Origin of the sequence: Nocardioides pymetrozini (genome assembly GCF_046058985.1) — a bacterium.
Taxonomy (GTDB): domain Bacteria; phylum Actinomycetota; class Actinomycetes; order Propionibacteriales; family Nocardioidaceae; genus Nocardioides.
Genome location: NZ_CP175556.1, coordinates 1882636 through 1905578, shown reverse-complemented (window position 1 = coordinate 1905578; position 22943 = coordinate 1882636). Strand labels below are relative to the sequence as shown.

23 protein-coding genes and 1 pseudogene are annotated in these 22943 nt (G+C 73.4%); 8 read left to right on the top strand and 16 right to left on the bottom strand.

Annotation, left to right across the window (positions count from 1 at the left end):
* Positions 1-40: 40 nt before the first annotated feature.
* From ACJ5H2_RS09260 to ACJ5H2_RS09245, 4 genes are read left to right on the top strand one after another with little or no spacing between them, the layout of a single operon-like run.
* On the top strand, positions 41-1771 hold the full coding sequence (locus ACJ5H2_RS09260) for a nitrite/sulfite reductase (protein ID WP_408899279.1): 1731 nt from the start codon (positions 41-43) through the stop codon (positions 1769-1771).
* On the top strand, positions 1771-1971 hold the full coding sequence (locus tag ACJ5H2_RS09255; protein ID WP_408899278.1) for a hypothetical protein: 201 nt from the start codon (positions 1771-1773) through the stop codon (positions 1969-1971). Before ACJ5H2_RS09260 ends, ACJ5H2_RS09255 begins: the two co-directional genes overlap by 1 nt.
* A complete protein-coding gene (locus tag ACJ5H2_RS09250) occupies positions 1968-2714 on the top strand; it encodes a phosphoadenylyl-sulfate reductase (RefSeq protein ID WP_408899277.1) in 747 nt (248 codons plus the stop codon). The genes ACJ5H2_RS09255 and ACJ5H2_RS09250 overlap by 4 nt, the downstream gene beginning before the upstream one ends.
* A 31-nt stretch (positions 2715-2745) precedes the next feature.
* Positions 2746-3489, top strand: a complete 744-nt coding sequence (locus tag ACJ5H2_RS09245) for a sirohydrochlorin chelatase (protein ID WP_408899276.1) — start codon at positions 2746-2748, stop codon at positions 3487-3489.
* Between the two features lie 8 nt (positions 3490-3497).
* Here ACJ5H2_RS09245 and ACJ5H2_RS09240 read toward each other — a convergent pair whose 3' ends face one another.
* The 15 genes from ACJ5H2_RS09240 to hutH all read right to left on the bottom strand — a co-directional run bounded on the left by ACJ5H2_RS09240 (position 3498) and on the right by hutH (position 17918).
* Positions 3498-3908: a DUF3037 domain-containing protein gene (locus ACJ5H2_RS09240; RefSeq protein WP_408899275.1), complete on the bottom strand. Its 411-nt coding sequence runs from the start codon at positions 3906-3908 to the stop codon at positions 3498-3500.
* Positions 3905-4675: a HipA family kinase gene (locus ACJ5H2_RS09235; RefSeq protein WP_408899274.1), complete on the bottom strand. Its 771-nt coding sequence runs from the start codon at positions 4673-4675 to the stop codon at positions 3905-3907. Before ACJ5H2_RS09235 ends, ACJ5H2_RS09240 begins: the two co-directional genes overlap by 4 nt.
* The gene (locus ACJ5H2_RS09230; protein WP_408899273.1) at positions 4675-5535 is read right to left on the bottom strand and encodes a PPK2 family polyphosphate kinase; all 861 of its coding nucleotides are present in this window, start codon (positions 5533-5535) and stop codon (positions 4675-4677) included. Before ACJ5H2_RS09230 ends, ACJ5H2_RS09235 begins: the two co-directional genes overlap by 1 nt.
* Before the next feature lie 9 nt (positions 5536-5544).
* On the bottom strand, positions 5545-6057 hold the full coding sequence (locus tag ACJ5H2_RS09225) for a phosphoribosyltransferase (RefSeq protein ID WP_408899272.1): 513 nt from the start codon (positions 6055-6057) through the stop codon (positions 5545-5547).
* Positions 6047-6577: a regulatory protein RecX gene (locus tag ACJ5H2_RS09220; RefSeq protein ID WP_408899271.1), complete on the bottom strand. Its 531-nt coding sequence runs from the start codon at positions 6575-6577 to the stop codon at positions 6047-6049. Before ACJ5H2_RS09220 ends, ACJ5H2_RS09225 begins: the two co-directional genes overlap by 11 nt.
* Positions 6578-6988: 411 nt before the next feature.
* A complete protein-coding gene (gene recA / locus ACJ5H2_RS09215; protein ID WP_408899270.1) occupies positions 6989-8038 on the bottom strand; it encodes a recombinase RecA in 1050 nt (349 codons plus the stop codon).
* A gap of 195 nt (positions 8039-8233) precedes the next feature.
* A complete protein-coding gene (locus tag ACJ5H2_RS09210; RefSeq protein ID WP_408899269.1) occupies positions 8234-9541 on the bottom strand; it encodes an MFS transporter in 1308 nt (435 codons plus the stop codon).
* Entirely contained in the window at positions 9538-9732 is a 195-nt protein-coding gene (locus ACJ5H2_RS09205; protein ID WP_408899268.1) for a DUF3046 domain-containing protein, read from the bottom strand. Before ACJ5H2_RS09205 ends, ACJ5H2_RS09210 begins: the two co-directional genes overlap by 4 nt.
* The gene (locus tag ACJ5H2_RS09200; RefSeq protein WP_408899267.1) at positions 9729-10274 is read right to left on the bottom strand and encodes a DinB family protein; all 546 of its coding nucleotides are present in this window, start codon (positions 10272-10274) and stop codon (positions 9729-9731) included. Before ACJ5H2_RS09200 ends, ACJ5H2_RS09205 begins: the two co-directional genes overlap by 4 nt.
* Before the next feature lie 90 nt (positions 10275-10364).
* A complete protein-coding gene (locus tag ACJ5H2_RS09195) occupies positions 10365-10928 on the bottom strand; it encodes a DM13 domain-containing protein (protein ID WP_408899266.1) in 564 nt (187 codons plus the stop codon).
* 25 nt (positions 10929-10953) lie between these two features.
* Positions 10954-12111 carry an imidazolonepropionase gene (gene hutI / locus ACJ5H2_RS09190; RefSeq protein WP_408899265.1) on the bottom strand — a complete coding sequence of 386 codons (1158 nt, stop codon included), beginning with the start codon at positions 12109-12111 and terminating at the stop codon, positions 10954-10956.
* Positions 12108-13418: a formimidoylglutamate deiminase gene (locus ACJ5H2_RS09185; protein ID WP_408899264.1), complete on the bottom strand. Its 1311-nt coding sequence runs from the start codon at positions 13416-13418 to the stop codon at positions 12108-12110. Before ACJ5H2_RS09185 ends, hutI begins: the two co-directional genes overlap by 4 nt.
* Positions 13415-14665, bottom strand: a complete 1251-nt coding sequence (locus tag ACJ5H2_RS09180; RefSeq protein WP_408899263.1) for an allantoate amidohydrolase — start codon at positions 14663-14665, stop codon at positions 13415-13417. Before ACJ5H2_RS09180 ends, ACJ5H2_RS09185 begins: the two co-directional genes overlap by 4 nt.
* A 2-nt stretch (positions 14666-14667) precedes the next feature.
* Positions 14668-16359 (bottom strand): urocanate hydratase, encoded by a 1692-nt coding sequence (gene hutU / locus ACJ5H2_RS09175; protein WP_408899262.1) that lies wholly within the window; start codon positions 16357-16359, stop codon positions 14668-14670.
* Positions 16356-17918, bottom strand: coding sequence for a histidine ammonia-lyase (gene hutH / locus ACJ5H2_RS09170; protein WP_408899261.1), 1563 nt, complete (start codon positions 17916-17918; stop codon positions 16356-16358). Before hutH ends, hutU begins: the two co-directional genes overlap by 4 nt.
* A gap of 108 nt (positions 17919-18026) precedes the next feature.
* Here hutH and ACJ5H2_RS09165 point away from each other — a divergent pair, with 108 nt between their 5' ends.
* On the top strand, positions 18027-18785 hold the full coding sequence (locus ACJ5H2_RS09165; protein ID WP_408899260.1) for an IclR family transcriptional regulator: 759 nt from the start codon (positions 18027-18029) through the stop codon (positions 18783-18785).
* Here ACJ5H2_RS09165 and ACJ5H2_RS09160 read toward each other — a convergent pair.
* Positions 18760-20208 (bottom strand): class I SAM-dependent DNA methyltransferase, encoded by a 1449-nt coding sequence (locus ACJ5H2_RS09160; RefSeq protein ID WP_408899259.1) that lies wholly within the window; start codon positions 20206-20208, stop codon positions 18760-18762. The genes ACJ5H2_RS09165 and ACJ5H2_RS09160 overlap by 26 nt on opposite strands.
* A gap of 59 nt (positions 20209-20267) precedes the next feature.
* Between ACJ5H2_RS09160 and ACJ5H2_RS09155 the strand changes: the two are divergent.
* The 3 genes and pseudogenes from ACJ5H2_RS09155 to ACJ5H2_RS09145 all read left to right on the top strand — a co-directional run.
* Positions 20268-21632, top strand: a pseudogene (locus tag ACJ5H2_RS09155) (nicotinate phosphoribosyltransferase); the annotation flags it as partial.
* Positions 21606-22235, top strand: coding sequence for an isochorismatase family protein (locus tag ACJ5H2_RS09150; RefSeq protein WP_408899610.1), 630 nt, complete (start codon positions 21606-21608; stop codon positions 22233-22235). The pseudogene ACJ5H2_RS09155 and the gene ACJ5H2_RS09150, both read left to right, overlap by 27 nt.
* The gene (locus ACJ5H2_RS09145; protein ID WP_408899258.1) at positions 22232-22939 is read left to right on the top strand and encodes an NUDIX hydrolase; all 708 of its coding nucleotides are present in this window, start codon (positions 22232-22234) and stop codon (positions 22937-22939) included. Before ACJ5H2_RS09150 ends, ACJ5H2_RS09145 begins: the two co-directional genes overlap by 4 nt.
* The last annotated feature ends 4 nt before the right edge of the window (positions 22940-22943 follow it).

Here is a 22943-nt window from a genome sequence, read left to right as displayed (position 1 = left end):
ACTCCCGGGCGCCCTTCAGCGAAGGACCACCTCGACAGCCATGCCTGACCTGCGCTTCAAGCCCGAGCGAGCCAAGCACACCGAGATCCCGCGCCCCAAGCGCGCGGAGGGACAGTGGGCCCTCGGCTACACCGAGCCGCTCAACAAGAACGAGCAGTCCAAGAAGGACGACGACCCGCTCAACGTGCGGGACCGCATCCTCTACACGTACTCCAAGCGCGGCTTCGACTCCATCGACCCCGCCGACCTGCGCGGCCGGTTCCGCTGGATGGGCCTCTACACCCAGCGCAAGCCCGGCATCGACGGCGGCAAGACGGGCTCGCTGGAGGAGGAGGAGCTGGACGACCGCTACTTCATGCTACGGGTCCGTTCCGACGGCAAGCTGCTCTCCCCCGCCGCGGTCCGCACGCTCGGCCAGATCGGAGTCGACTTCGCGCGCGACACCGCCGACGTCACCGACCGGCAGAACATCCAGTACCACTGGATCGAGATCGAGAGCGTGCCCGAGATCTGGGAGCGCCTCGACGCGGTCGGCCTGCACTCGCTCGAGGCGTGCGGCGACTCGCCCCGCCCCTTCCTGGGCTCGCCGGTCGCCGGCGTCGCCAAGGACGAGATCATCGACGGCACGCCGGCGCTCGAGGAGATCGAGCGGCGCTACATCGGCAACAAGGACTTCTCGAACTTCCCGCGGAAGTTCAAGACGGCCGTCACCGGGCACCCGAGCCAGGACGTCTCCCCCGAGACCAACGACGTCTCGTTCGTCGCCACCGTGCACCCCGAGCACGGCCCGGGCTTCGACGTGTGGGTCGGCGGCGGCCTGTCGACCAACCCGATGCTCGCCCAGAAGCTCGGCGTGTGGATCCCGCTCGACGAGGTCCCCGACGTGTGGTCCGGCGTCGCGGGCATCTTCCGCGACTACGGCTACCGCCGGCTCCGCTCGCGCGCCCGGCTGAAGTTCCTCGTCGCCGACTGGGGCGTGGCGAAGTTCCGCGAGGTCCTCGAGAACGAGTACCTCGGCAAGAAGCTGGTCAGCCTTGCCTCGCCCGAGTCGCCCGTCGGGCACCGCGACCACGTCGGCGTGCACGAGCAGAAGGACGGCCGGTTCTACGTCGGCGTCGCCCCGACCGCCGGCCGCGTCTCCGGGAGCCTCCTGGTGCAGCTCGCCGACCTGCTCGACGAGTACGGCGTCACCGGCGCCCGCCTCACGCCGTACCAGAAGATCGTGCTCATCGGCGTCGACGGTGCCGTGCTCGACGCGCTGCTCGACCGGCTCGACGCGATCGGCCTGTCGGCACGCCCGTCGAACTGGCGTCGCAACACGATGGCGTGCACGGGCATCGAGTTCTGCAAGCTCGCGATCGTCGACACCAAGAAGCGCGCCAGCGACCTGGTCGACGAGCTCGAGCGCCGCTTCCCCGACCTCGACCAGCAGGTTCCCTCGGGGATCACGGTCAACGTCAACGGCTGCCCCAACGCCTGCGCGCGGACCCAGGTCGCCGACTTCGGCCTCAAGGGCCAGCTCGTCGTCGACGAGTCCGGCCAGCAGGTCGAGGGCTTCCAGGTGCACCTCGGCGGGGCGATCGGCCTGCGCGCCAACTTCGGCCGCAAGCTGCGCGCCCACAAGGTCACCAGCGCGGGTCTCGACGACTACATCAGCACCGTCGTCGGCAACTATCTCGCCGACCGCACCGAGGGGGAGGCGTTCGACGCCTGGGTGCACCGGGCCGACGAGGAGCTGCTGCGCGGCGAGAAGGCGCTGGAGTCCGTCTGATGTCCGAGTCGGCGTCGTCGCGGGCGGTGCCCTACCACTGCCCCTACTGCGGCGAGACCGACCTGTGGCCGCACGAGCCGACCGGCTGGGAATGCCGGGGCTGCCGCCGGGCCTTCAGGGTCGAGCTGCTCGGCCTCACGGCCCGGGCGTCCGACCCGAGCACCCACCCCACAGCCAAGGAAGAAGGAGGTGCCTCATGACCACCGCCACGACGCGTGCCGCCCGGGAGTTCCGCGGGTCGCACACCACCGGCCGGTCCCCTGAGGAGCTCCGCGAGCTGGTCTCCCACTGGGGCGCCGAGCTCGAGCTCGCCCCCGCCGAGGTCATCATCGAGTGGGCCGCCGCGACCTTCGGCGAGCGCTTCTGCATCACCTCCTCGATGGGCGACGCCGTCCTCGCGCACCTCGCCGAGAAGGTCGTGCCGGGCGTCGACGTCGTCTTCCTCGACACCGGCTACCACTTCGTCGAGACCATCGGGACCCGCGACGCCGTCGCCGCCACGATGAACGTCAACCTGATCTCGATCACCCCGGTCCAGTCCGTCGCCGAGCAGGACGCCGAGTACGGCCCCGAGCTCTACAAGCGCGACCCGGACCTGTGCTGCGCGCTGCGCAAGGTCAAGCCGCTGGCCGACTCGCTCGCCGGGTACGACGCCTGGGCGACCGGCCTGCGCCGCGCCGAGACGCACAACCGCGTGATCGCGCCGGTCATCGGCTGGGACGCCAAGAAGCAGAAGGTCAAGGTGTCCCCCATCGCCCGGTGGAGCGACGAGCAGGTCGAGCGCTACATCGCCGAGAACGGCGTGCTCGTCAACCCGCTCGTCTACGACGGCTACCCGTCCATCGGCTGCGCGCCGTGCACCCGCCGGGTCGCTCCCGGCGAAGACCCGCGCAGCGGCCGCTGGGCCGGCACCAACAAGACCGAATGCGGGATCCACTCATGACCGCCCGCATCCAGGAAAGGGGGAACCGACGATGACCGCTCCGGCACTCATCGCCCTTGCCCACGGCAGCCGCGACCCGCGCTCGGCCGCCACCGTCTCCGCACTGGTCGACGCGACGAAGGCGTTGCGTCCCGACCTGCGCATCGAGAAGGCGTTCCTCGACCTGGCCAAGCCGGGCTTCCACACCGTGGTCGACCGGCTGGTCAAGGCCGGGTACGACGAGATCGTCGTCGTACCGCTGCTGCTGGTCGAGGCCTTCCACGCCCGGGTCGACGTACCCGAGGCGATCGCGGAGGCCACGGCCCGGCACCCCGGCCTGCAGATCCGGGCCACGGCCGTGCTCGGCCTCGAGGCGCGCTTCCTGGAGGTGCTCGACGAGCGGCTGCGCGAGGCGCTCAAGGCAGCCCGCGTCCGCGAGCTCGACGCCCTCGTGCTGGCCGCGGCCGGCACCTCCGACCCGCTGGCCAACCAGGCGGTCGCCCGCCTGGCCCGGCTGTGGGGCGCGCACCACAAGCTGCCCGTGACGGCGGCGTACGCCACCAGCGCTCCCCCGGCCACCGGCGAGGCCGTGCGCGCGTTCCGGGCCGAGGGCCGGCGCCACATCGCGGTCGCCTCGCTCTTCCTCGCCCCCGGCAACCTGGTCGACCGGGCCACCGAGCTCGCTCTCGAGGCCGGCGCCGTCGCCGTGTCCGAGCCGCTCGGCGCCCACCCGGAGATCGCCCGCACCATCCTCGCCCGGTACGCCGTCGGCGCGGTGGAGCTGGTCCCCGTCTAGCGCGACGGCTAGAGCACCAGCTGCTCGAGCAGGTGCTCCAGGGTGCGGGCGGGGTCGGCGGTGACGCCGCCGTGGACCGGGCCCGGCTGGAGGACGGTGCTCTTCGGCGCCTTGAGGAACCCGAAGCGGGTGCTGGCGTCGTCCTTCTGCGCACGCGAGCCGTACGCCGTGGCGCGCACGCCGACGCCGAAGCCGCGGTGCGCCTCGCCCCGGCACACGCGGTCGACCGCCTCCAGTGCGGCTTCGAGGGAGGCGAGGTCGACCTCCGCGTCGAGGGCGCGGATCCGTGCCGGGTCGAGCGCGGAGCGCACGCCGAGGTAGTCCTCGGCCGGGCAGTGGAGCACCACACCGACGTTGACGAACTCCTCGCGCTCGATCCGCGGGACACAGCGCAAGGTGACGTACTGGTAGGGCTTCACGAGGACATCACCGGCTCGGGCAGCCAGGCCCGACCCCCGTCGCGCCGCGCGGCGAGGAAGGCGAGATAGCGCTCGCGCACCGCCGCCGCCGACTCGGCTCCGGGCACCGGGTCCAGCCAGTCGTCGCACACGTCGTCGAGCACAGCGGTGAGTGCCTGGTCGGTCAGCCGGTCCGCGAGCCCCGCGTCCTGGGCCCGCGCCTCGCCGGCGAAGGCGCGCAGGATGTGCTCGGAGGCGTCATAGGGCTGCGCCGCGAAGCGCGCCGGGTCGCCCGCACCGCCCGACCAGGAGTGGTGGAAGTACAGCGACGCACCGTGGTCGATGGCCTGGAGCGTCCCGCGCCACACCAGCAGGTTCGGGTTGCGCCAGCTGCGGTCGACGTTCGCACTGAACGCGTCCAGCCACAGGATCCGGCCGGCGAGGTCGGCGTCGGGCGCGCTCGTCGGGTCGTAGCCGAACGAGCCCGGCAGGAAGTCGATGCCCAGGTTGAGCCCGGCGCTGGCGTTGATCAGGTCCTGGACCTCCTCGTCCGCCTCGTAGCGCGCGATCTCGGGGTCGAGGTCGAGCACCACCTGGTCCGGCGTGGGTACGTCGAGCAGCCGGGCCAGGCCCGCCACGACCACCTCCGCCACGAGCACCCGGGTGCCCTGGCCGGCGCCACGGAACTTGCAGACGTAGGTGCCCAGGTCGTCTGCCTCGACGATCCCCGGCAGGCTGCCGCCCTCGCGCAGGGGCGTGACATAGCGGGTGACCGCGACCTGCTCCATCACAGCGGCTTCTCGTCGAGCAGGCGCTGCCTCTCGCGCTGCACGTCGAAGTCCGCCTTGGGCCAGCCCAGGTCGAAGGAGCGGAGCGCGTCGTGCAGCAGGGTGCCGATGGCCAGGTTGCGGTACCACTTCTTGTCGGCCGGGATCACATGCCACGGCGCGACCTCGGTGTTCGTCCGCTCGATCGCGATCTCGTAGGCCTCCTGGTAGGCCGGCCACAGCGCCCGCTCGTCGACGTCGCCGGGGTTGTACTTCCAGTGCTTGGTCTCATCGTCGAGGCGCGCGAGCAGGCGCTCCTTCTGCTCGGCGGCCGAGATGTGCAGCATGCACTTGATGACGGTCGTCCCCCGCTCGACCAGGTCGGCCTCCCAGGCGCTGATGGCCTCGTAGCGGCGCTCGATCTCCTCGGGCGGCGCGAGGGAGCGCACCCGTGCGATGAGCACGTCCTCGTAGTGGGAGCGGTCGAAGACCCCGATCAGGCCGACCGGCGGCAGGGCCCGGGTGATCCGCCAGAGGAAGTCGTGTGCACGCTCCTCCTCCGTCGGCGCCTTGAACGAGGTGATCCGCACGCCCTGCGGGTCCATCAGCCCGACCGTCGAGCGCAGCGTGCCGCCCTTGCCCGAGGTGTCCATGCCCTGCAGCACGAGGAGGATCGTGCGCTGCCCGCCCGCCTTGCCCTCGGCGAAGAGCCGCTCCTGCAGCTCGGCCAGGTCGGGGCCGAGCGCCTCGAGGGCGGCCGTCCCGGCCTTCTTGTCGCCGTCGAAGCCCGGTGCGACATCGGTCTCGATCGCACCCAGGTCGACCGGTCCCGGGGCGACGCGCAGCGAGGAGGTCAGGTCCGAGAGGGGGAACGCGCTCATGCGGCGAGACTAGTGGGCGAGGCCGCCGCGGCGGTCCACCAAGGGCGGCGCCGCGGACCAGGGAAAGTCGATCCAGCCCTCGGTACGCCGCCAGACGTACTCGGGCCGGATCACCGTCCACGGCTTCTCGTAGATCACCGCGGTGCGCGCCTCGGCGACGTGGTCGGCGAAGAAGTCGCGGACCACCTCGAGCGTCTTGCCGGTGTCGGCGACGTCGTCGGCGATCAGCACCCGCATGCCGGTCAGGTCGATCGCCGCCGGGGTCGGCGGCAGCATCATCGGCACGTCGAGCCGCTCGTTGACGCCGGTGTAGAACTCGACGTTGACCGCCGAGAGGTTCTTCACGTCCAGTGCGTAGCCCAGGCCCATCGCCAGCCCGAGGCCGCCGCGGGCGATGGCGAGCACGATGTCCGGCTCGAAGCCGTCGTCGACGACCTGCTGCGCGAGGTCGCGCACCGCGGCCCCGAAGAGGTCGTAGGTCAGGATCTCGCGCTCGGGCGCCGGCGTCGCGTCAGTCGTCACCCGCCCATTCTGCACCGAGCTCGTCACGCACCACCGCGTAGGCGACGCCCGGGGGGTAGCCCTTCCGGGCGAGCATCCCGACCAGTCGGCGTACGGCGACCTGCTCCTCCACCCCGCGCATCGAGCGCACCTTCTTGCGGACCAGCAGGCGGGCGTTCTCCTCCTCCTCGTCCGGGTCGACCTCGGCCAGCACGCTCTTCGCTGTCTCCTCGGCGACCCCCTTGCGACGCAGCTCGACCGCCAGCGCGGTGCGGGCCAGGCCGCGGCTGCGCTGGCGCCCCTCCACCCAGGCCCGGGCGAACGCCTCGTCGTCGACCAGCCCGACCTCCTCGAACCGGTCCAGCAGCCGGTCCATCACGTCCTCGGGGACGTTGCGGCGGGCCAGCCGCTCCTCCAGCTCGCGCCGGCTGCGGGCCTTGATGCTCAGCTGGTCGAGGATGATCTTGCGGGCCACCGACTCGGGATCGGCGTCCTCGGTCCAGCCGGGCTCGTCGTCCTCGGGTGGCTCGGTGCTGCGCACGGGTTCTCCCTCGGGGTCGTTGCTGGTCAGGTTCGGGGTGGGGTCCGCCCGGGCGCCTCCGGCGCCTCCCGGGCCGCGCGGCGCGGCTCGGAGCGGGGACCCCGCCGCCGGCGGCCCCTCACTCTCACGACCGGACTGTCCTGCACACGCCGACGGCACCCCGACATCGCCGCGCCGGGCGCCCCGTCCGGCGCCTGCGGCGCCCGGCCGGACCGTGGACCCTCTCGCGCCGCTTGGTCGCGGTCGAGCCGCCGACGGCGTCTTGCCGCCAAGGCACCTCAGCCACGCACCCGCGTCAACTGCGCGGCCGGCAGCATGGCGCCCCGCGGCGAAGCCGCATCGACGGGCAAGGGCGGGCCGAGCGCAGCGAGCGCCCGTTCGCAGCCGTCGATCGGGCGACACGCTCGGCCATCAGAAGCTGTCGACGCCGATCGGCTCGTCGGAGAGGTCGTCGGGGGCGTCGATGGTCGGGGTGACGCCGAGCTTCTCCAGGATCCGCTTCTCCAGCTCGTTGGCCAGGTCGGGGTTGTCCTTGAGGAAGCTGCGGGCGTTCTCCTTGCCCTGGCCGAGCTGGTCGCCCTCGTAGGTGTACCAGGCGCCGGCCTTGCGGATCAGGCCCGCCTCGACGCCGACGTCGATCAGGCTGCCCTCGCGGGAGATGCCCTTGCCGTACATGATGTCGAACTCCGCCTGCTTGAACGGCGGGGCGACCTTGTTCTTGACGACCTTGACCCGGGTCCGGTTGCCGACCATGTCGGTGCCGTCCTTGAGGGTCTCGATCCGGCGCACGTCGAGACGCACGGAGGAGTAGAACTTCAGCGCGCGACCACCGGTGGTGGTCTCGGGCGAGCCGAACATGACGCCGATCTTCTCGCGCAGCTGGTTGATGAAGATGGCGGTCGTCTTGGACTGGTTGAGCGCACCGGTCATCTTCCGCAGCGCCTGGCTCATCAGGCGGGCCTGGAGGCCGACGTGGCTGTCGCCCATCTCGCCCTCGATCTCGGCGCGGGGGACGAGCGCGGCGACGGAGTCGATGACGATGAGGTCGAGCGCGCCGGAGCGGATCAGCATGTCGGCGATCTCGAGCGCCTGCTCACCGGAGTCGGGCTGCGAGACCAGGAGGGCGTCGGTGTCGACGCCGAGGGCCTTGGCGTACTCCGGGTCGAGCGCGTGCTCGGCGTCGATGAACGCCACGATGCCGCCGGCCGCCTGGGCGCTGGCCACGGCGTGCAGGGAGACGGTGGTCTTACCGCTCGACTCGGGGCCGTAGATCTCCACCACGCGACCACGCGGGAGACCGCCGATGCCGAGCGCGACGTCCAGCGCGATCGAGCCGGTCGGGATCACGTCCAGGGGAGCGCGCGAGTCGTCGCCGAGCCGCATCACCGAACCCTTGCCGTACTGCTTCTCGATGTTCAGCAGGGCGGTCTCGAGCGCCTTCTGCCGGTCGTCTCCAGCCATGTCCTCGTCTCCTTCGTGTCGTGGTGAGCCAGGTACGTCGGCGACGCTAGAGCGAGGTCCCGACACAACCTGGTCAGTCGTGTCGCGGTTGTGGACAACCCGTCCGTACGTCGTACCTGTGGACAGCCGAGGGACCCGGAGGGACCGGCTGCTGCCGTACGCACCAACCTACCCGAACACCTGTTCGAAGTCGCGTCAGCCGGCCCGGCGTGTCGGCTCCGCCCCGCCGGCGGCGCGGGACTCCACCATCGCCCGGGCCGCACAGCCGAGCACGCCCAGCACCAGCAGCAGGCTGGCGAGCGCCAGCGCGGGATAGCCCGCGGCGCCGACGACGACGCCCGCGACGGCTCCGGCGGCCGCGGCGGTCAGGCCCATCACCAGGTCGGACACGCCCTGGACGTCGGTGCGCACCACCAGCGGCGCGTGCTCGGCGACCAGCGTCGAGGACGCGACCATCGCCAACGACCAGCCGACGCCCAGCAGGAACAGCCCCGCCGTGACCTGCCAGGACATCCCGGCGGGCGCCGAGGCGCACAGCAGCAGCGCGGCGAGCAGGACGCCTCCCCCGGCGGCGAGCACCGGCGGGCGACCCACCCGGTCCGCGAGCATCCCGACGAGCGGGGAGAAGGCGAACATGCCGAGCACATGCACGCTGATCACGACGCCGATCACCTCGAGACCCGAGCCGCCGTGCTCCATGTGCAGCGGCGTCATCGTCATCACGCCGATCATCGTGGCGTGGGTCAGGGCCAGGCCCGCGATCGCGTAGCCCAGCACCGGCCGCTCGCGCACGGTCGCCGCGGTGCGGCTCCACGAGGAGCCGGTCGGGCGGGCGACCGGGGTCGTGGCACCGCCGGCCGCGACCCGCTGGGCGGTGAGCAGCGGGTCGGGACGCAGCAGCAGGCCGACCGCGAGGGCGGCCAGGAGCATGCCGATCGCGCCGATCGCGAACGGTCCGGTCAGCTCGGGGATCCCGACGGCATCTGCGAGCGCACCGGCCGGGCCGGTCAGGTTGGGGCCCGCGACCGCGCCGATCGTGGTCGCCCAGACGACGACGGAGAGGGAGCGGGCGCGGTTCGCGTCCGTGGCGAGGTCGGTGGCGGCGTACCGGGCGGCGTTGTTGGCCGAGGTCGCCGCGCCGAGCATCATCGCGCCCACCAGCAGCAGCGCCATCGAGCCGACGACGCCCGCGAGGACGGCCGTCAGTCCGCCCGCAGAGCCGACGACGTAGCCCGTCATGAGTCCGGTACGACGCCCCCGCCGCGCCATCAGCGGCGCGAGCAGGAAGGAGATCACGGCCGCGCCCAGCACCTGAGCGGTCTGCGCGAGCCCCGACATCGCCTCGGATCCGGACAGGTCGCGGGCGAGCAGCGACGCGGTGGCGATGCCGATCGTGATCCCGACCGCGCCCACGGCCTGGGTGAGGACGAGGACGCGGACCGTGCGCCGCTGCAGGGCGCCCGCGACCAGGTCGGGCTCCACGCGACCGGCGAGGCCGGTCACCGCTCGCTCGCCGGCAGCTCGAGGACCTCCCAGACGGCGCGCCAGACCTCCTTGGGCGTGACGCCCGCGTCGAGCGCCTCGGCGGCCGTCCGGTGGTCGAGCGCCGCGATCACGAAGCTGTCGGCCCACACCCGGGCGTAGCCGTCACCGAGATGGCGGTCCATGCGTGCCCAGAACTCGGTGTGCCTCACTCCCCCATGATCCACCGGACGTCCCAGCGGTGATGCACCAGGTCGTGCAGGTGGTAGGCGCCGAGCGTCTCCACCGTGAAGACGCTGCCGTCGCTGCGCCGGCCGGGACGGCTCCACGCGTCGTCGGGGACGGCGTCGTACGCGGAGGCGACGGCCTCGGCGGCCGCCACCAGGTCCGGGACGACGTCCGCGGCCCGCTGCTCGTCGTACCGCTCGGTCCGGGCGGTCTCGTCCTGGTCCCAGTTCGCGAACCGCGGGTCGTCCTCGGTGAGCAGCTGCGCCAGGCGCACGGAGAAGATCCGGTTCACGTCCCGGACGTGACAGCCGTACTCGGTCGGCGACCACACCGTCGGCGAGGGGCGCTCCTGCGCGCCGGGCCGGGCGAGGGCGCGCGACCAGAACTCCGCGTTGTCGCGCACCAGCGAGCCGAGAGCGCGCCGGTCGACCGCGGCGGCGTCGTACCCGCACTCCGGGCAGGGCTCGGTGAGCACCCAGGTCCAGTCCTTGGTGTCGGGGGCGATGGCGGCAGGCTCGGTCGTCATGGGGGGATCCTCCCGTCCCCGCGGTGTGGCGGGCGAGAGAGATCCGGTCAACCGCCGTCGAAGGACTGCCAGCGCCGCACCGGCGGCGCCTCAGGCGATCGCGGCGGTGCCGAAGGCGACGTTGAACCGGTCGCACCAGATCACGACCGAGCGCATCGCGCCCAGGTCGGCGTCGTCGGGGATCTCGTAGTTCTGACTGCCCTGGTTGCCCTTGAGCGCGCCGAGGCGGACGTAGGCGCCGTCGTCGTAGGTCCCCCACGAGTCGCGGCAGCCCTCGCAGTCCCCGCCGCTGCGCCGATCGGTGAGCCACACGTGCAGGTCCGGGCCGTTGGACGTGTCGAGGTCCTCGATCCGCAGGAAGCGGCTGCCGTCGCTGCGTCGGTAGACGACGGCACGGCCCGAGGTGCCGTGCTCGGCGTCGATGAACGACGCCGACGCGAGCACGACCCTCGTCCGCGCGCCGTCCGTCGCGGAGGGGACGGCCGAGTCGGACAGCCCGCCGGACGCCGTACCCACGACGGCGCCGGGGTCGTCACCCTCCGTGACGGTCTCGTCGACGAACAGCAGCCAGGGCTGGAAGAGCGCCAGCGCGGCCACGAGGACGACGACCAGGACCCCGCCGACCGACAGCCCGATGGCGCGCCTCCGGCTCATGGCCCCAGCGTAGGCGAGGCGGGCGTCAGGCGCTCCAGGTGCGCGCGACGAGCGGCACCCCCGGCCGGTACGCCAGGTGCACGTGCGTGGGAGCGTCGAGCAGGACCATGTCGCCCCGCGCGCCCGGCACCAGGGCGCCCACGTCGGTGCGGCCCAGCGCCCGCGCGCCACCGGCCGTGGCCGCCCAGACCGCCTCGGCGGGCGTCATCCCCATCTCCCGCACGGCCAGCGCGATGCAAAACGGCAGCGAGCTGGTGTAGCAGGAGCCGGGGTTGCAGTCGCTGGCGATCGCCACGGTGACGCCCGCGTCGACCAGCCGGCGGGCCGACGGGTAGGGGTGCCGGGTCGAGAACTCCACGCCGGGCAGCAGGGTCGCGACCGTCCCGGCGTCGCGCAGGGCGTGCACGTCGTCGTCGGTGAGATAGGTGCAGTGGTCGACGGCGGTCAGGCCGAGCTCGGCGGCGAGCCGGACGCCCGGTCCCTCGCCGAGCTGGTTGGCGTGCAGCCGTCCCCTCAGCCCGGCGGCCGCTCCCGCGGCGAGGATGGTGCGGGCCTGGTCCTCGTCGAACGCGCCGCGCTCGCAGAACACGTCGATCCAGCGGGCGTGCGGGGCCGCGGCCTCGAGCATCGGCCCGGTGACCAGGTCGACATAGGCCGCCGGGTCGTCGGCGTACTCCGGCGCGACGACGTGGGCGCCGAGGAAGGTGGTCTCGTCGGTGAACTGCCGCGCGACCTCCAGCGAGCGCGCCTCGTCCGCGACGGACAGCCCGTAGCCGGACTTGATCTCCAGGGTCGTGGTGCCCTGCCGGCGCATCTCCGCGACGTGCCGGGCGACCCCGGCCGCGAGCTGGTCGTCGGAGGCCGCGCGGGTGGCCGCGACCGTGGTGCGGATCCCGCCGGCGGCATAGGACTCCCCCGCCATCCGGGCCTGGAACTCCAGCGACCGGTCGCCCGCGAACACCAGGTGGCTGTGGCTGTCGACGAAGCCCGGCAGGACCGCACGGCCCTGGGCGTCGAACACCTCGTCGGCGTCCGGCGCGTCGGCCGCCGCGCCGACCCAGGCGACCCGGCCGTCGGAGACGACCACCGCGGCGTCGTTGCGGATGCCGAGCGGGTCGCCCGTCTCCGCGGCGGCGGGGTCGTTGGTGACGAGCTCGCCGATGTTGGTGATGAGCAGGCTCATGGCTTCCAGATCCTTCCGATGACCTCGCTCAGCGCGCGTCCGACCCGGCCGTGGTCGCCGTCGAAGGCCACCCTGCCGTCCACCAGGACGTGGGTCACGTCGGCTGCTCCCGCGGCGAAGACGGCCGTGTGCTCGTCCCCGCCGGTGCCGGCCGTGCGCGGCGAGGCCAGGTCGATGGTGACGAGGTCGGCCCGCCGGCCGACCGCGATCTCGCCGGCGTCCTCGAAGCCGAGGCTGCGGTGGCCGTCGGCGGTCGCCGCGGCGAGGAGCTCGCCGGCGCTCCAGTGGCCGCGGGCCTGAGTGGCCAGGCGCTCGTCCATCTCGACCGCGCGCATCTCCTCGAAGGCGTCGATCACGGCGTGGCTGTCGGAGCCGAGGGTCAGCACGGAGCCGGCGGCCTGCAGCCGCCGTGCCGGGCCGATCCCGTCGCCCAGGTCGCGCTCGGTCGTGGGGCAGAAGGACGCGAACGCGCGGGCCTCCCCCAGCAGGCGGATGTCCGCGGCGGTGAGGTGCGTGGCGTGGACGGCGCTCGTCATCGGGCCGAGCACACCGTGGTCGGCGAGGAGCCGGGTCGGGGTGACACCGTGGGCGGCGACGCAGTCCTCGTTCTCCTTGACCTGCTCGGAGAGGTGCACGTGGACCGGCGTCCCCTGCTCGACGTACGCCGCGACCGCCTTCAGCGCCTCGGCCGGCACCGCCCGCACGGAGTGGGCGGCGACGCCGATCCGGGCGGCGGCGCCGGTGAGCGGAGCGAGCGCCGAGACGCGCTCCCGCCAGGCGTCGGCCGACCGGTCGTCGAAGCGGCGCTGCACGCCCTCGGGCGCCGCACCGAAGCCGCTGGACAGGTAGAGCGTGTCGAGCAGGGTGATCCGGATGCCCGCGTCCCGGGCAGCGGCGAGCAGGGCGTTGCCCATCGCGTTCGGGTCGTCGTACGGCGTCCCGTCGGGCTGGTGGTGCAGGTAGTGGAACTCGCCGACCGCGGTGTAGCCGGAGGCCACCATCTCGGCGTAGGTCGCCTTCGCGAGCTCGTAGTAGGTGTCCGGGTCCAGCCGCCCCGCTACGGCGTACATCTGCTCCCGCCAGGTCCAGAACGTCCCGCGGTCGGTCTGCGTCCGGCCGCGCAGCGCGCGGTGGAACGCGTGGCTGTGGGTGTTGGCGAACCCGGGCAGCGTCAGGCCCCGCAGGGGGACGCCGGTCGCGGTCGCGTCGGGCACGACCGCGGTGATCCGGCCGTGCTCGACCTCGACCCGGACGGTGTCCCGCACGCGGCCGTCGACCCAGGCATGCTCGAGCAGGTAGGCGGTCACGCCGGCGCCTCCCCGCTCACGAGGCCGGTCAGGGAGTCCGCGAGCGCGGCCACACCGGCGAGGCAGTCGGCCATCTCCGCGCTCTCGTACGGCGAGTGGGAGACGCCCGACGGGTTGCGGACGAACAGCATGGCGGTGGGGATGCCGGCCTCCTGCAGGATGCCGGCGTCGTGACCGGCCTGCGTGGGCAGCACGGGCACGCCCCCCAGGCGACCCGCGAGCTCGTCGCGCAGGGCGGTGTCGAAGGCGACCTCGCCGCTCACGGACTCGGCCGTCACGGTGACGGTGGTGCCGTCGCGCTCCGCACGCTCGGTGGCCTGGCGCTCGATCTCGCCCACCAGGGAGGCGAGCGCGGCATCGGACTCGGCCCGGGCGTCCAGCCACCCGGTGACGTGGGACGGCACGGCGTTGGTGCCGTTGGGGCGCACGTCGATCCGGCCGAAGGTGGCTCGCTGTCCCTGCACCCGCGCCTGCTTGTTCGCGGCGAGCGCGGTCATCGCGAAGGTCAGCATCGGGTCGGCGCGGTCCTCCATCCGGGTGGTGCCCGCATGGTCGGCGCGGCCGGCGATGTCGTAGCGGTAGCGGCCATGCGGCCAGATCCCGTCGTGCACGCCCACCGCGGCGTCGAGGTCGACCAGGCCGCGGCCCTGCTCGACGTGGAGCTCCACGTAGGTGGCGACGCCGTCCAGCAGGGTGGAGCGGGCCCCGTCGGCCGGACCCGCCACGACGTCGCCGAGGCGGACGCCGTCGCGGTCGGTCAGCTCGCGCGCGTCCTCCCAGGTCGTGGCGCCCACCGCGAGCCGCGAGCCGAGGCAGGCCCGGCCGAAGCGGGAGCCCTCCTCCTCGACGAAGGCCGCGACGCCGAGGCGTCGGGCCGGCACCACGCCGCGCTCACGCATCAGGTCGAGGGCGGCGAACGACGAGACGACGCCGAGCGGGCCGTCGTACGCGCCACCGTCGAGGACGGAGTCGAGGTGCGAGCCGGTCAGGACGGCGCCCGGGGTCTCGAGGCTCGTCGCCGGCGCTCCTCGCACCTCGACCGCCGGAGGAGACCACCACGCGACCAGGTTGCCGAAGGGGTCCTCCTCGACCTCGAGCCCGCGCACGGTCGCCGCCTCGCGGAACCACGCACGCAGCTCGAGCTCGGCGGCGTGCCACGGCTGACGGAAGTAGCCGCCGGACGACGCCGAGCGGCCGATGGGCACGAGGTCGCGCCACATCTGCTCGAAGTCGGCAACCTGGGCCACGATCAGCCTTCCTGCATGGGGATCCGCACGCCGCGCTCGGCGGCCACCTCGATCGCCCGGTCGTAGCCGGCGTCGACGTGGCGGATGACGCCCATGCCCGGGTCGTTGGTCAGCACGGCCTCGATCTTCGCAGCCGCCAGCTCGGTGCCGTCGGCGACGCACACCTGGCCGGAGTGGATCGAGCGGCCCATGCCGACGCCGCCCCCGTGGTGCAGCGACACCCAGGTGGCGCCCGAGGCGACTGCGGTCATCGCGTTGAGCAGCGGCCAGTCGGCGATGGCGTCGGAGCCGTCGAGCATGGCCTCGGTCTCGCGGTACGGCGAGGCGACCGAGCCGCAGTCGAGGTGGTCGCGACCGATCACGATCGGCGCCTTGAGCTCGCCACTCTTGACCATCTCGTTGAACTTCAGGCCCGCCAGGTGGCGCTCCTTGTAGCCCAGCCAGCAGATGCGCGCCGGGAGGCCCTGGTAGTGGACCCGCTCCTGGGCCATGCCGATCCACTTGTGGAGCCGCTCGTACTCCGGCTTCTCGCTGGGAGGGAACAGCTCGAGGATCGCCTTGTCGGTGGCGGCGATGTCGGCCGGGTCGCCGGAGAGCGCGGCCCAGCGGAAGGGGCCCTTGCCCTCGCAGAACAGCGGCCGGATGTACGCCGGCACGAAGCCCGGGAACTCGAATGCGCGGTCGTAGCCGCCCTTGCGCGCCTCGTCGCGGATCGAGTTGCCGTAGTCGAACACCTCGGCGCCGGCGTCCTGGAACTCCACCATCGCCCGCACGTGCGCGGCCATCGAGGCCTGCGCCTCCTTGGTGAAGCCCTCCGGGTCACGCTCGGTGCGCTCGTGCCACTCCTCGAACGGCACGCCCGCGGGGAGATAGGACAATGGGTCGTGCGCCGACGTCTGGTCGGTGACGATGTCGATCGGCGCCTTCATCTCGAGCAGCCTCGGGAAGATCTCCGCGGCGTTGCCGAGCAGGCCGATCGAGAGACCACGCCGCTCGTCGCGCGCCTGGACGGCCAGCTCGAGGGCATGCTCGAGGTCGTCGGCCTGGACGTCGAGGTAGCGGTGCTCGATGCGGCGGGCGATCCGGCTCTGGTCGACGTCGACGCAGATCGCGACGCCGTCGTTCATCGTGACGGCGAGCGGCTGCGCGCCGCCCATGCCGCCGAGGCCGGCGGTCAGCGTGATCGTGCCCGCGAGGGTGCCGCCGAAGCGCTTGTCCGCGACGGCGGCGAAGGTCTCGAAGGTGCCCTGCAGGATGCCCTGGGTGCCGATGTAGATCCAGGAGCCGGCCGTCATCTGGCCGTACATGGTCAGGCCCATCTCCTCCAGGCGCCGGAACTCCTCCCAGTTGGCCCAGTCGCCGACCAGGTTGGAGTTGGCGATGAGGACGCGAGGCGCCCACTTGTTGGTCTTCCACACGCCGACCGGCTTGCCGCTCTGCACGAGCATGGTCTCGTCGTCCTCGAGGTCGCGCAGGGTGCGCACCAGGGCGTCGTACGCCTCCCAGCTGCGGGCGGCCTTGCCGGTGCCGCCGTACACGACGAGGTCCTCGGGACGCTCCGCGTTCTCGGGGTCGAGGTTGTTCATCAGCATCCGCAACGGGGCCTCGGTCTGCCACGACTTCGCGGTCAGCTCGGTGCCGGTGGCCGCGTGGATCGGCAGGCGGGGGTTGGTCTGGCCAGATGAGGTGGTCATGCGAGTTCTCCGATCACGTTCGCGACGGCCGCGGTCACGGAGCGGTCGGCGACGAGCTGGTAGGCGGTTTCGATCTCGGGAGCGAGGAATCGGTCGGTGCCGGGTCCGCCGACGCCGGCGTCGCGGAGCAGGTCCACGACGGCGCCGGTGGCCGGGCTGGGGGTGGTGCCGCTGGTCGAGCCTGTCGAGACCCGCAGGTTGAGCGCGCGGGAGGCGGCCATCAGCTCGATGGCCAGCACCCGGGTCAGGCCGTCGACGGCCCGGCGCAGCTTGCGCGCGGCCGACCAGCCCATCGAGACGTGGTCCTCCTGCATCGCGCTGCTCGGGATGGAGTCGACGCTGGCCGGGTTGGCCAGGCGCTTGAGCTCGGAGACGATCGCGGCCTGGGTGTACTGCGCGATCATCAGGCCCGAGTCGACGCCGGGGTCGTCGGCCAGGAAGGGCGGCAGCCCGTGGTTGCGCGCCTTGTCGAGGAAGCGGTCGGTACGACGCTCCGAGATGGAGGCGAGGTCGGCGGTGACGATCGCCAGGAAGTCGAGCACGTAGGCGACGGGAGCGCCGTGGAAGTTGCCGTTGGACTCCACGCGGCCCTCGTCTGCGAGGACGACGGGGTTGTCGACGGCCGAGGCGAGCTCGCGCGCCGCGACCGAGGCCGCGTGGGCGACGGTGTCGCGCACGCCGCCGTGGACCTGGGGGGAGCAGCGCAGCGAGTAGGCGTCCTGGACCCGGTTGCAGTCGGGGCCGCGATGCGAGGCGACGACGCCGGAGTCGCGCAGGAGCGCGGTGAGGTTGGCCGCGGACGCCGCCTGGCCGGGATGCGGGCGGATCGCCTGCAGCTCCGCCGCGAAGACCCGGTCGGTGCCGAGCTGGCCCTCGACCGACATGGCCGCGGAGATGTCGGCGACCTTCAGCAGGTCGGTCAGGTCGTGCAGCGCGAGGACGAGCATGCCGAGCATGCCGTCGGTGCCGTTGATGAGGGCGAGGCCCTCCTTCTCCTGCAGCTCGACCGGCGTGAGGCCCGCGGCAGCGAGAGCGGTCGCGGCGTCGGTCAGCTCGCCGTCGGCGGTGCGGACCGGCCCCTCGCCCATCAGCGCGAGTGCGCAGTGTGCCAACGGGGCGAGGTCGCCGGAGCACCCGAGCGAGCCGTACTCGTGGACGACCGGGGTGATCCCGTGCGTCAGGAGCGCGGCGAGCAGCTCGGCGGTCTCGCGTCGTACGCCGGTGCGTCCGGTCGCGAGCGTGGACAGGCGCAGCAGCATGAGGCCGCGCACGACCTCGCGCTCGACCTCGGGGCCGCTGCCCGCGGCGTGCGAGCGGACCAGCGAGCGCTGGAGCTGGGCCCGCAGCTCGGGGGCGATGTGGCGGGTGGCGAGGGCGCCGAAGCCGGTGGAGACGCCGTAGTGCGGCGTGGGGGACGCGGCGAGGTCCTCGATGACCGCACGCGCCTTGTCGATCGCGGCAAGGGCCTCGTCGCTGAGCACGACACCGGCGCCGCCGCGGGCCACCGCCACCACATCCTCGAACGAGACCGCGCCCGTACCGATCGTCACATTCTCCATGCTCCGATTCCACCAACCGGGGGTGGCGCGCACCAGAGCGAAGGGCCATGATGAGTCTCAGATCCGAGACTTGCCCGACCCGGGCGGCCGGCCGAGAGAGGACTGCGCATGGCACAGGTCCCCGCCGCGACGCGGGCGCTGCGGGTGCTGCGCTTCCTCGCCGGCCAGCCGGAGCCGGTGGCCGTCGAGCGGATCGCGCGCGAGCTCGGGATCCCGCGGTCGACGACGTACCACCTGCTGCAGGCGATGGCCGACGAGGGGTTCGTCGTCCACCTGGCCGACGACCGCCGCTACGGGCTCGGCGTCGCGGCGTTCGAGGTCGGCTCCGGCTACGCGCGCCAGGCACCCCTGCAGCGGCTCGCCCGGCGCCCGCTCGCCACCCTCGTCGACCGGACCGGGCACAGCGCGCACCTCGCGGTGCCGCACGGGCGCGACGTGCTCTACGTCGTCGAGGAGCGTGCCCCCGGCCGGCCGCCACTGGTGACCGACGTCGGCGTCCGGCTGCCGTCGCACCTGACCGCCAGCGGCCGCGCCATCCTCGCCCACCTGCCGGCCAGCCAGGTCCGGGCGCTCTATCCCGACCGCGCCGCCTTCGTGGACCGCACCGGCCGCGGGCCCGGCTCGCCGACGGCGCTGCGCTCGGTGCTCGCCGAGACCCGACAGCGCGCCTACGCCGTCGAGGACGGGGAGGTCACCGACGGGATGGCGAGCGTCGCGGCCGCCGTCCTCGACCACAACGAGATGCCCGTCGCCGGCGTCGCGGCCACCTACCCGGCCGACGAGCTCGACACGCGCCAGCGTGACCGCCTCGCCGACGCCGTCGTCTCGACCGCCGCCATCCTCAGCCGCCGCCTCCGCGGGCGCTGATGCGGCGCCACCACCAGTCGAAGGTGTCCGGGGACGCGCGGTAGGCGGCGGTCATCGCCCGGCCGGCGGCCGCGAGGAGCGCCGAGCGGTCGGCGTCGGCCGCGCGTTGCGCCTCCTCGGCCAGGCGGGCGCCCTCCGCCCATGCCGCGACGTCGGGCGGCAGCGGCAGCGCGGCGAGCTGGCGGGCGCTGACCTTGACCGAGCCCGGGGTCAGGCCGGAGCCGAGATAGCGCGTCGCGGCGTGCGCGACGACGGGCGGGGCGAGCAGCACGGCCAGCAGCCGCCACAGGTCCCCCGGCTCCCGCGGTACGACGCTCACCACCGGCACCGACGGCAGCCAGGCGCCCGCCTCGTCCACGACGGCCTCGATCACGCGGCCCTGCCCGGCCACGAGCAGCTTCGGCACCAGCCGGGAGGCGGCCCACTCGGCCAGCGTCCCGTCGGCGTGGAGCGCGGCGAGGTCGACCGCGGGCGCGGCGTACGCCTGGCGAGCGAAGCGGGTCGGCACCCTCCCCCAGCGCGACTCGGCCGGGTCGATCAGGCCGGTGGTCACCAGCGGCGTCCCGCCCGGCAGCCGGTCGCGGACGAAGGGGGCCAGGCCGTAGTACTGGTCCCGGAAGTCCGCGGTGCATGCCGCGAGTTCGCCCAGCGTGCCGGTGCCGTCCTCGAGCCGGACGCCCGGGATCCCGAAGACCGGCGCCGCGAGCGATCCCCAGCCGTCCGGGTCGGTGCCCGGCCGCGCCCCGATCCGTACGACGGGCACACAGGTCAGCACCGACGTCCCCGCGAACACCGGCCGGTCGCCACACCACAGCTCGGTGACCGCGCCGCGCGCGGCGACGGCCTCCCGCACCGGGCCCGCATCGCGCGCGGCCAGGACCGAGATTGGCTGCACCAGAGCGACGACCCCGCCGGGGGCGGCGAGGTCGAGCGCCCGGCGCAGGAACACGGCGCTGGTGTCGGTGTAGGCGCCCAGCCCGCGCCGGTGCTCCTCGCTCCGCCCGGCGGACCGACGCCGGAGCTGTCCGAGGAACGGCGGGTTGCCCACCACGGCGTCGAACGTGCGGCCCTCCCAGGCGGCCAGCCCGTCGGCCACGACGACCTGTCGCTCGATCTGCTCCCGCGGGACGGCGGGGTCGAGGGCGTGCAACCGCTCCCGCGCGATCCGCACGGCCTCGGGGTCGAGGTCGGACCCGCGCACCGCCCCGACGCCCAGGCGCCGCGCCGCCGCCACGAGGAAGTGGCCGGTGCCGCAGGCCGGGTCGAGCACGCTGACCGCACCCGGGAGCGCGCGGTCGAGGACCCAGCCGACGAGCTCGGCAGGCGTGTAGTAGGAGCCCTGGGCCCGGCGTCTGTCGCGCTCGTTCGCGGCGAGATGGCGCTCGTAGGCGGCGGCCTCGTCCGCCTCGTCCCCGCGCGCCATGCTGGGACCCTAGAGGAATGATGTTATAGTCATTCTGACTACAACATCGAGGAGCTGCGATGGACCGCACGGGACCGACGACCGGACCGACGACCGGCCTGCTCACCGACCGCTACGAGCTGACCATGCTGGACTCCTTCGTGCGCGACGGCAGCGCGGGACGCCCGGCGGTCTTCGAGGCGTTCGCCCGCCGCCTCCCGGAGGGTCGGCGCTACGGCATGCTCGCCGGACTCGGCCGGCTGCTGGACGCGGTCGAGCGCTTCTCGTACGACGCCGACGAGCTCGCCTGGCTGCAGGAGCAGGGCGTGATCGGGGCGGAGACCGCGCGATGGCTGGCGGACTTCCGGTTCTCCGGCGACATCGACGGCTACCGCGAGGGCGACCTCTACTTCCCCGGAAGCCCGATCCTCACCGTCACCGGGTCCCTCGGGGAGTGCCTGCTGCTGGAGACCCTGGTGCTGAGCATCCTCAACCACGACACGGCCATCGCGAGCGCCGCCGCACGGATGGTCGACGCCGCGCAGGGCCGGCCGATCATCGAGATGGGCGGGCGACGCACCCACGAGGAGGCGGCCGTCGCCACCGCCCGGGCGGCCTACCTCGCGGGCTTCGCGACGACGAGCAACCTCGCCGCCGGACGCAGGTACGGCGTCCCGACCGCGGGCACCGCCGCGCACGCGTTCACCCTGGCCCACGACACCGAGGCCGACGCCTTCCGTAGCCAGGTCGCGGCGCTCGGGGCGGGGACCACACTGCTGGTCGACACCTACGACATCGCCGAGGGCATCCGCACCGCCGTCGAGGTCGCCGGCACCGGCCTCGGCGCCGTGCGCATCGACTCGGGCGACCTGGCCGAGGAGTCCCACAAGGCGCGCCTCCTGCTCGACGAGCTCGGCGCGACCGACACCCGGATCGTGGTCACCAGCGACCTGGACGAGTTCGTGATCACGGCGCTCGCCGACGCCCCGATCGACGGCTACGGCGTCGGCACCCGCGTGGCCACCGGCTCGGGACATCCCACCGCGAGCATGGTCTACAAGCTCGTCGCCATCGCCGACGGACCGGGTGAGCCGCTGCGGTCGGTGGCGAAGAAGTCCAAGGACAAGGGCTCGGTCGGCGGCCGCAAGCGCGCCTACCGCGCGTACGCCGCCGACGGCACGCTGGTGGCCGAGTGGTTCACCGGCCAGGACGCCCCCGCCCCCGACGCGGCGGCACGGCCGGTCCAGGTGCCCCTCGTCCGGGCGGGCGAGGTCGTCCACCGCCCTGCGCTGAGCGAGGTGCGCGCCTTCGCGGCACGGACCCTCGCCACGCTGCCGCCGGACGCGCGCACGGTCGCGGCGGGACCGGCGTACCTGACCACCACCCTCCACGAGGAGAGCACCATGAGCGAGAGCACGATGACCGAGAGCACGACGAGCGGGAGCACGACGAGCGGGAGCACCAGGGCCCTGGTGGTCGTCGACGTCCAGAACGACTTCGTCGAGGGCGGGTCGCTCGGCGTCGCGGGCGGGCACGAGGTCGCGAGCCGGATCAGCGAGCACCTCGCCGAGCACGCCGGCGAGTACGCCGTCATCGCGGCGTCGCGCGACTGGCACCTGCCGGGGCACGAGGCGGGCGAGACCAACGGCGGCCACTTCCACCCGCCGGGCGAGGACCCGGACTTCGTGACCACCTGGCCGGTGCACTGCGTGCAGGGCGAGGCCGGCTCGGACTATGCGCCCGAGCTGGTCACCGACGCGGTCACGCACCACGTGGTCAAGGGCATGGGCGAGCCGGCGTACTCGGCCTTCGAGGGCGTCACCGACACCGGGGAGCGGCTCGCCGACCTGCTCCGCGACGCGGGTGTCACGGAGGTGGACGTCACCGGCATCGCCACCGACTACTGCGTGCGCGCCACCGCGCTCGACGCGGTCGCGGCCGGCTTCCGGGTGCGTCTGCTCGACGGCCTGCACGCCGGCGTCGCGCCGGCGTCATCCCAGGCGGCGCTCGCCGAGATGGCCGCCGCCGGGGTCGAGGTGACCCGATGAGCGCCGAGCACCCGCCCTTCGCCGTCGCGGTCGACCTGGCGATCTTCACGATCCGCGACGGCGCGCTCGCCGTCCTCCTCGTGGAGCGCGGCGAGGAGCCCTTCGCCGGCTCGTGGGCGCTGCCGGGCGGGTTCGTCGAGCCGGACGAGGACGCCGAGCAGGCGGCCTGGCGCGAGCTGCGGGAGGAGACCGGCCTCAGCGACTCCGCGCGCTTCGGGCATCTCGAGCAGCTGCGCACCTACTCCGCCCCCGACCGCGACCCGCGCATGCGGGTGGTGTCGGTGGCCCATGTCGCCCTCGCACCCGACCTGCCCGAGCCGCAGGCCGGCACCGATGCGTCCGATGCGCGCTGGTGGGTCGTCGACGACCTGCTGGAGGGCGAGGACGGCCCGACCCTGGCCTTCGACCACCGCCAGATCCTGGTGGATGCCCGCGAGCGGGTGCGCGCGAAGCTGGAGTACACGACGCTGGCCACCGAGTTCGTGGCAGAGCCCTTCACCCTGCCCGAGCTGCGTCGCGTGTACGCCGCCGTCTGGGGCACTCCCCCGGACCTCGGCAACTTCCGCCGCAAGGTGCTGGGCACCGAGGGCTTCGTGGTCCCGACCGACGCGCGCGGCGAGGCGGCCGAGGCGGGCGGACGGCGCGCACTGCTCTACCGCCGCGGTCCCGCCAGGCTGGTGCAGCCGCCGATGGTGCGCGGCTGACAGG

Excerpts from the sequence above, each read along its gene's own strand:
- ACJ5H2_RS09260 (WP_408899279.1), top strand. The coding sequence starts at position 41 with ATGCCTGACCTGCGCTTCAAGCCCGAGCGAGCCAAGCACACCGAGATC.
- ACJ5H2_RS09255 (WP_408899278.1), top strand. The coding sequence starts at position 1,771 with ATGTCCGAGTCGGCGTCGTCGCGGGCGGTGCCCTACCACTGCCCCTAC.
- ACJ5H2_RS09250 (WP_408899277.1), top strand. The coding sequence starts at position 1,968 with ATGACCACCGCCACGACGCGTGCCGCCCGGGAGTTCCGCGGGTCGCAC.
- ACJ5H2_RS09245 (WP_408899276.1), top strand. The coding sequence starts at position 2,746 with ATGACCGCTCCGGCACTCATCGCCCTTGCCCACGGCAGCCGCGACCCG.
- ACJ5H2_RS09235 (WP_408899274.1), bottom strand. The coding sequence starts at position 4,675 with ATGGAGCAGGTCGCGGTCACCCGCTATGTCACGCCCCTGCGCGAGGGC.
- ACJ5H2_RS09230 (WP_408899273.1), bottom strand. The coding sequence starts at position 5,535 with ATGAGCGCGTTCCCCCTCTCGGACCTGACCTCCTCGCTGCGCGTCGCC.
- recA (WP_408899270.1), bottom strand. The coding sequence starts at position 8,038 with ATGGCTGGAGACGACCGGCAGAAGGCGCTCGAGACCGCCCTGCTGAAC.
- ACJ5H2_RS09200 (WP_408899267.1), bottom strand. The coding sequence starts at position 10,274 with ATGACGACCGAGCCTGCCGCCATCGCCCCCGACACCAAGGACTGGACC.
- ACJ5H2_RS09195 (WP_408899266.1), bottom strand. The coding sequence starts at position 10,928 with ATGAGCCGGAGGCGCGCCATCGGGCTGTCGGTCGGCGGGGTCCTGGTC.
- hutI (WP_408899265.1), bottom strand. The coding sequence starts at position 12,111 with ATGAGCCTGCTCATCACCAACATCGGCGAGCTCGTCACCAACGACCCC.
- hutU (WP_408899262.1), bottom strand. The coding sequence starts at position 16,359 with ATGACCACCTCATCTGGCCAGACCAACCCCCGCCTGCCGATCCACGCG.
- hutH (WP_408899261.1), bottom strand. The coding sequence starts at position 17,918 with ATGGAGAATGTGACGATCGGTACGGGCGCGGTCTCGTTCGAGGATGTG.
- ACJ5H2_RS09165 (WP_408899260.1), top strand. The coding sequence starts at position 18,027 with ATGGCACAGGTCCCCGCCGCGACGCGGGCGCTGCGGGTGCTGCGCTTC.
- ACJ5H2_RS09160 (WP_408899259.1), bottom strand. The coding sequence starts at position 20,208 with ATGGCGCGCGGGGACGAGGCGGACGAGGCCGCCGCCTACGAGCGCCAT.
- ACJ5H2_RS09150 (WP_408899610.1), top strand. The coding sequence starts at position 21,606 with ATGACCGAGAGCACGACGAGCGGGAGCACGACGAGCGGGAGCACCAGG.
- ACJ5H2_RS09145 (WP_408899258.1), top strand. The coding sequence starts at position 22,232 with ATGAGCGCCGAGCACCCGCCCTTCGCCGTCGCGGTCGACCTGGCGATC.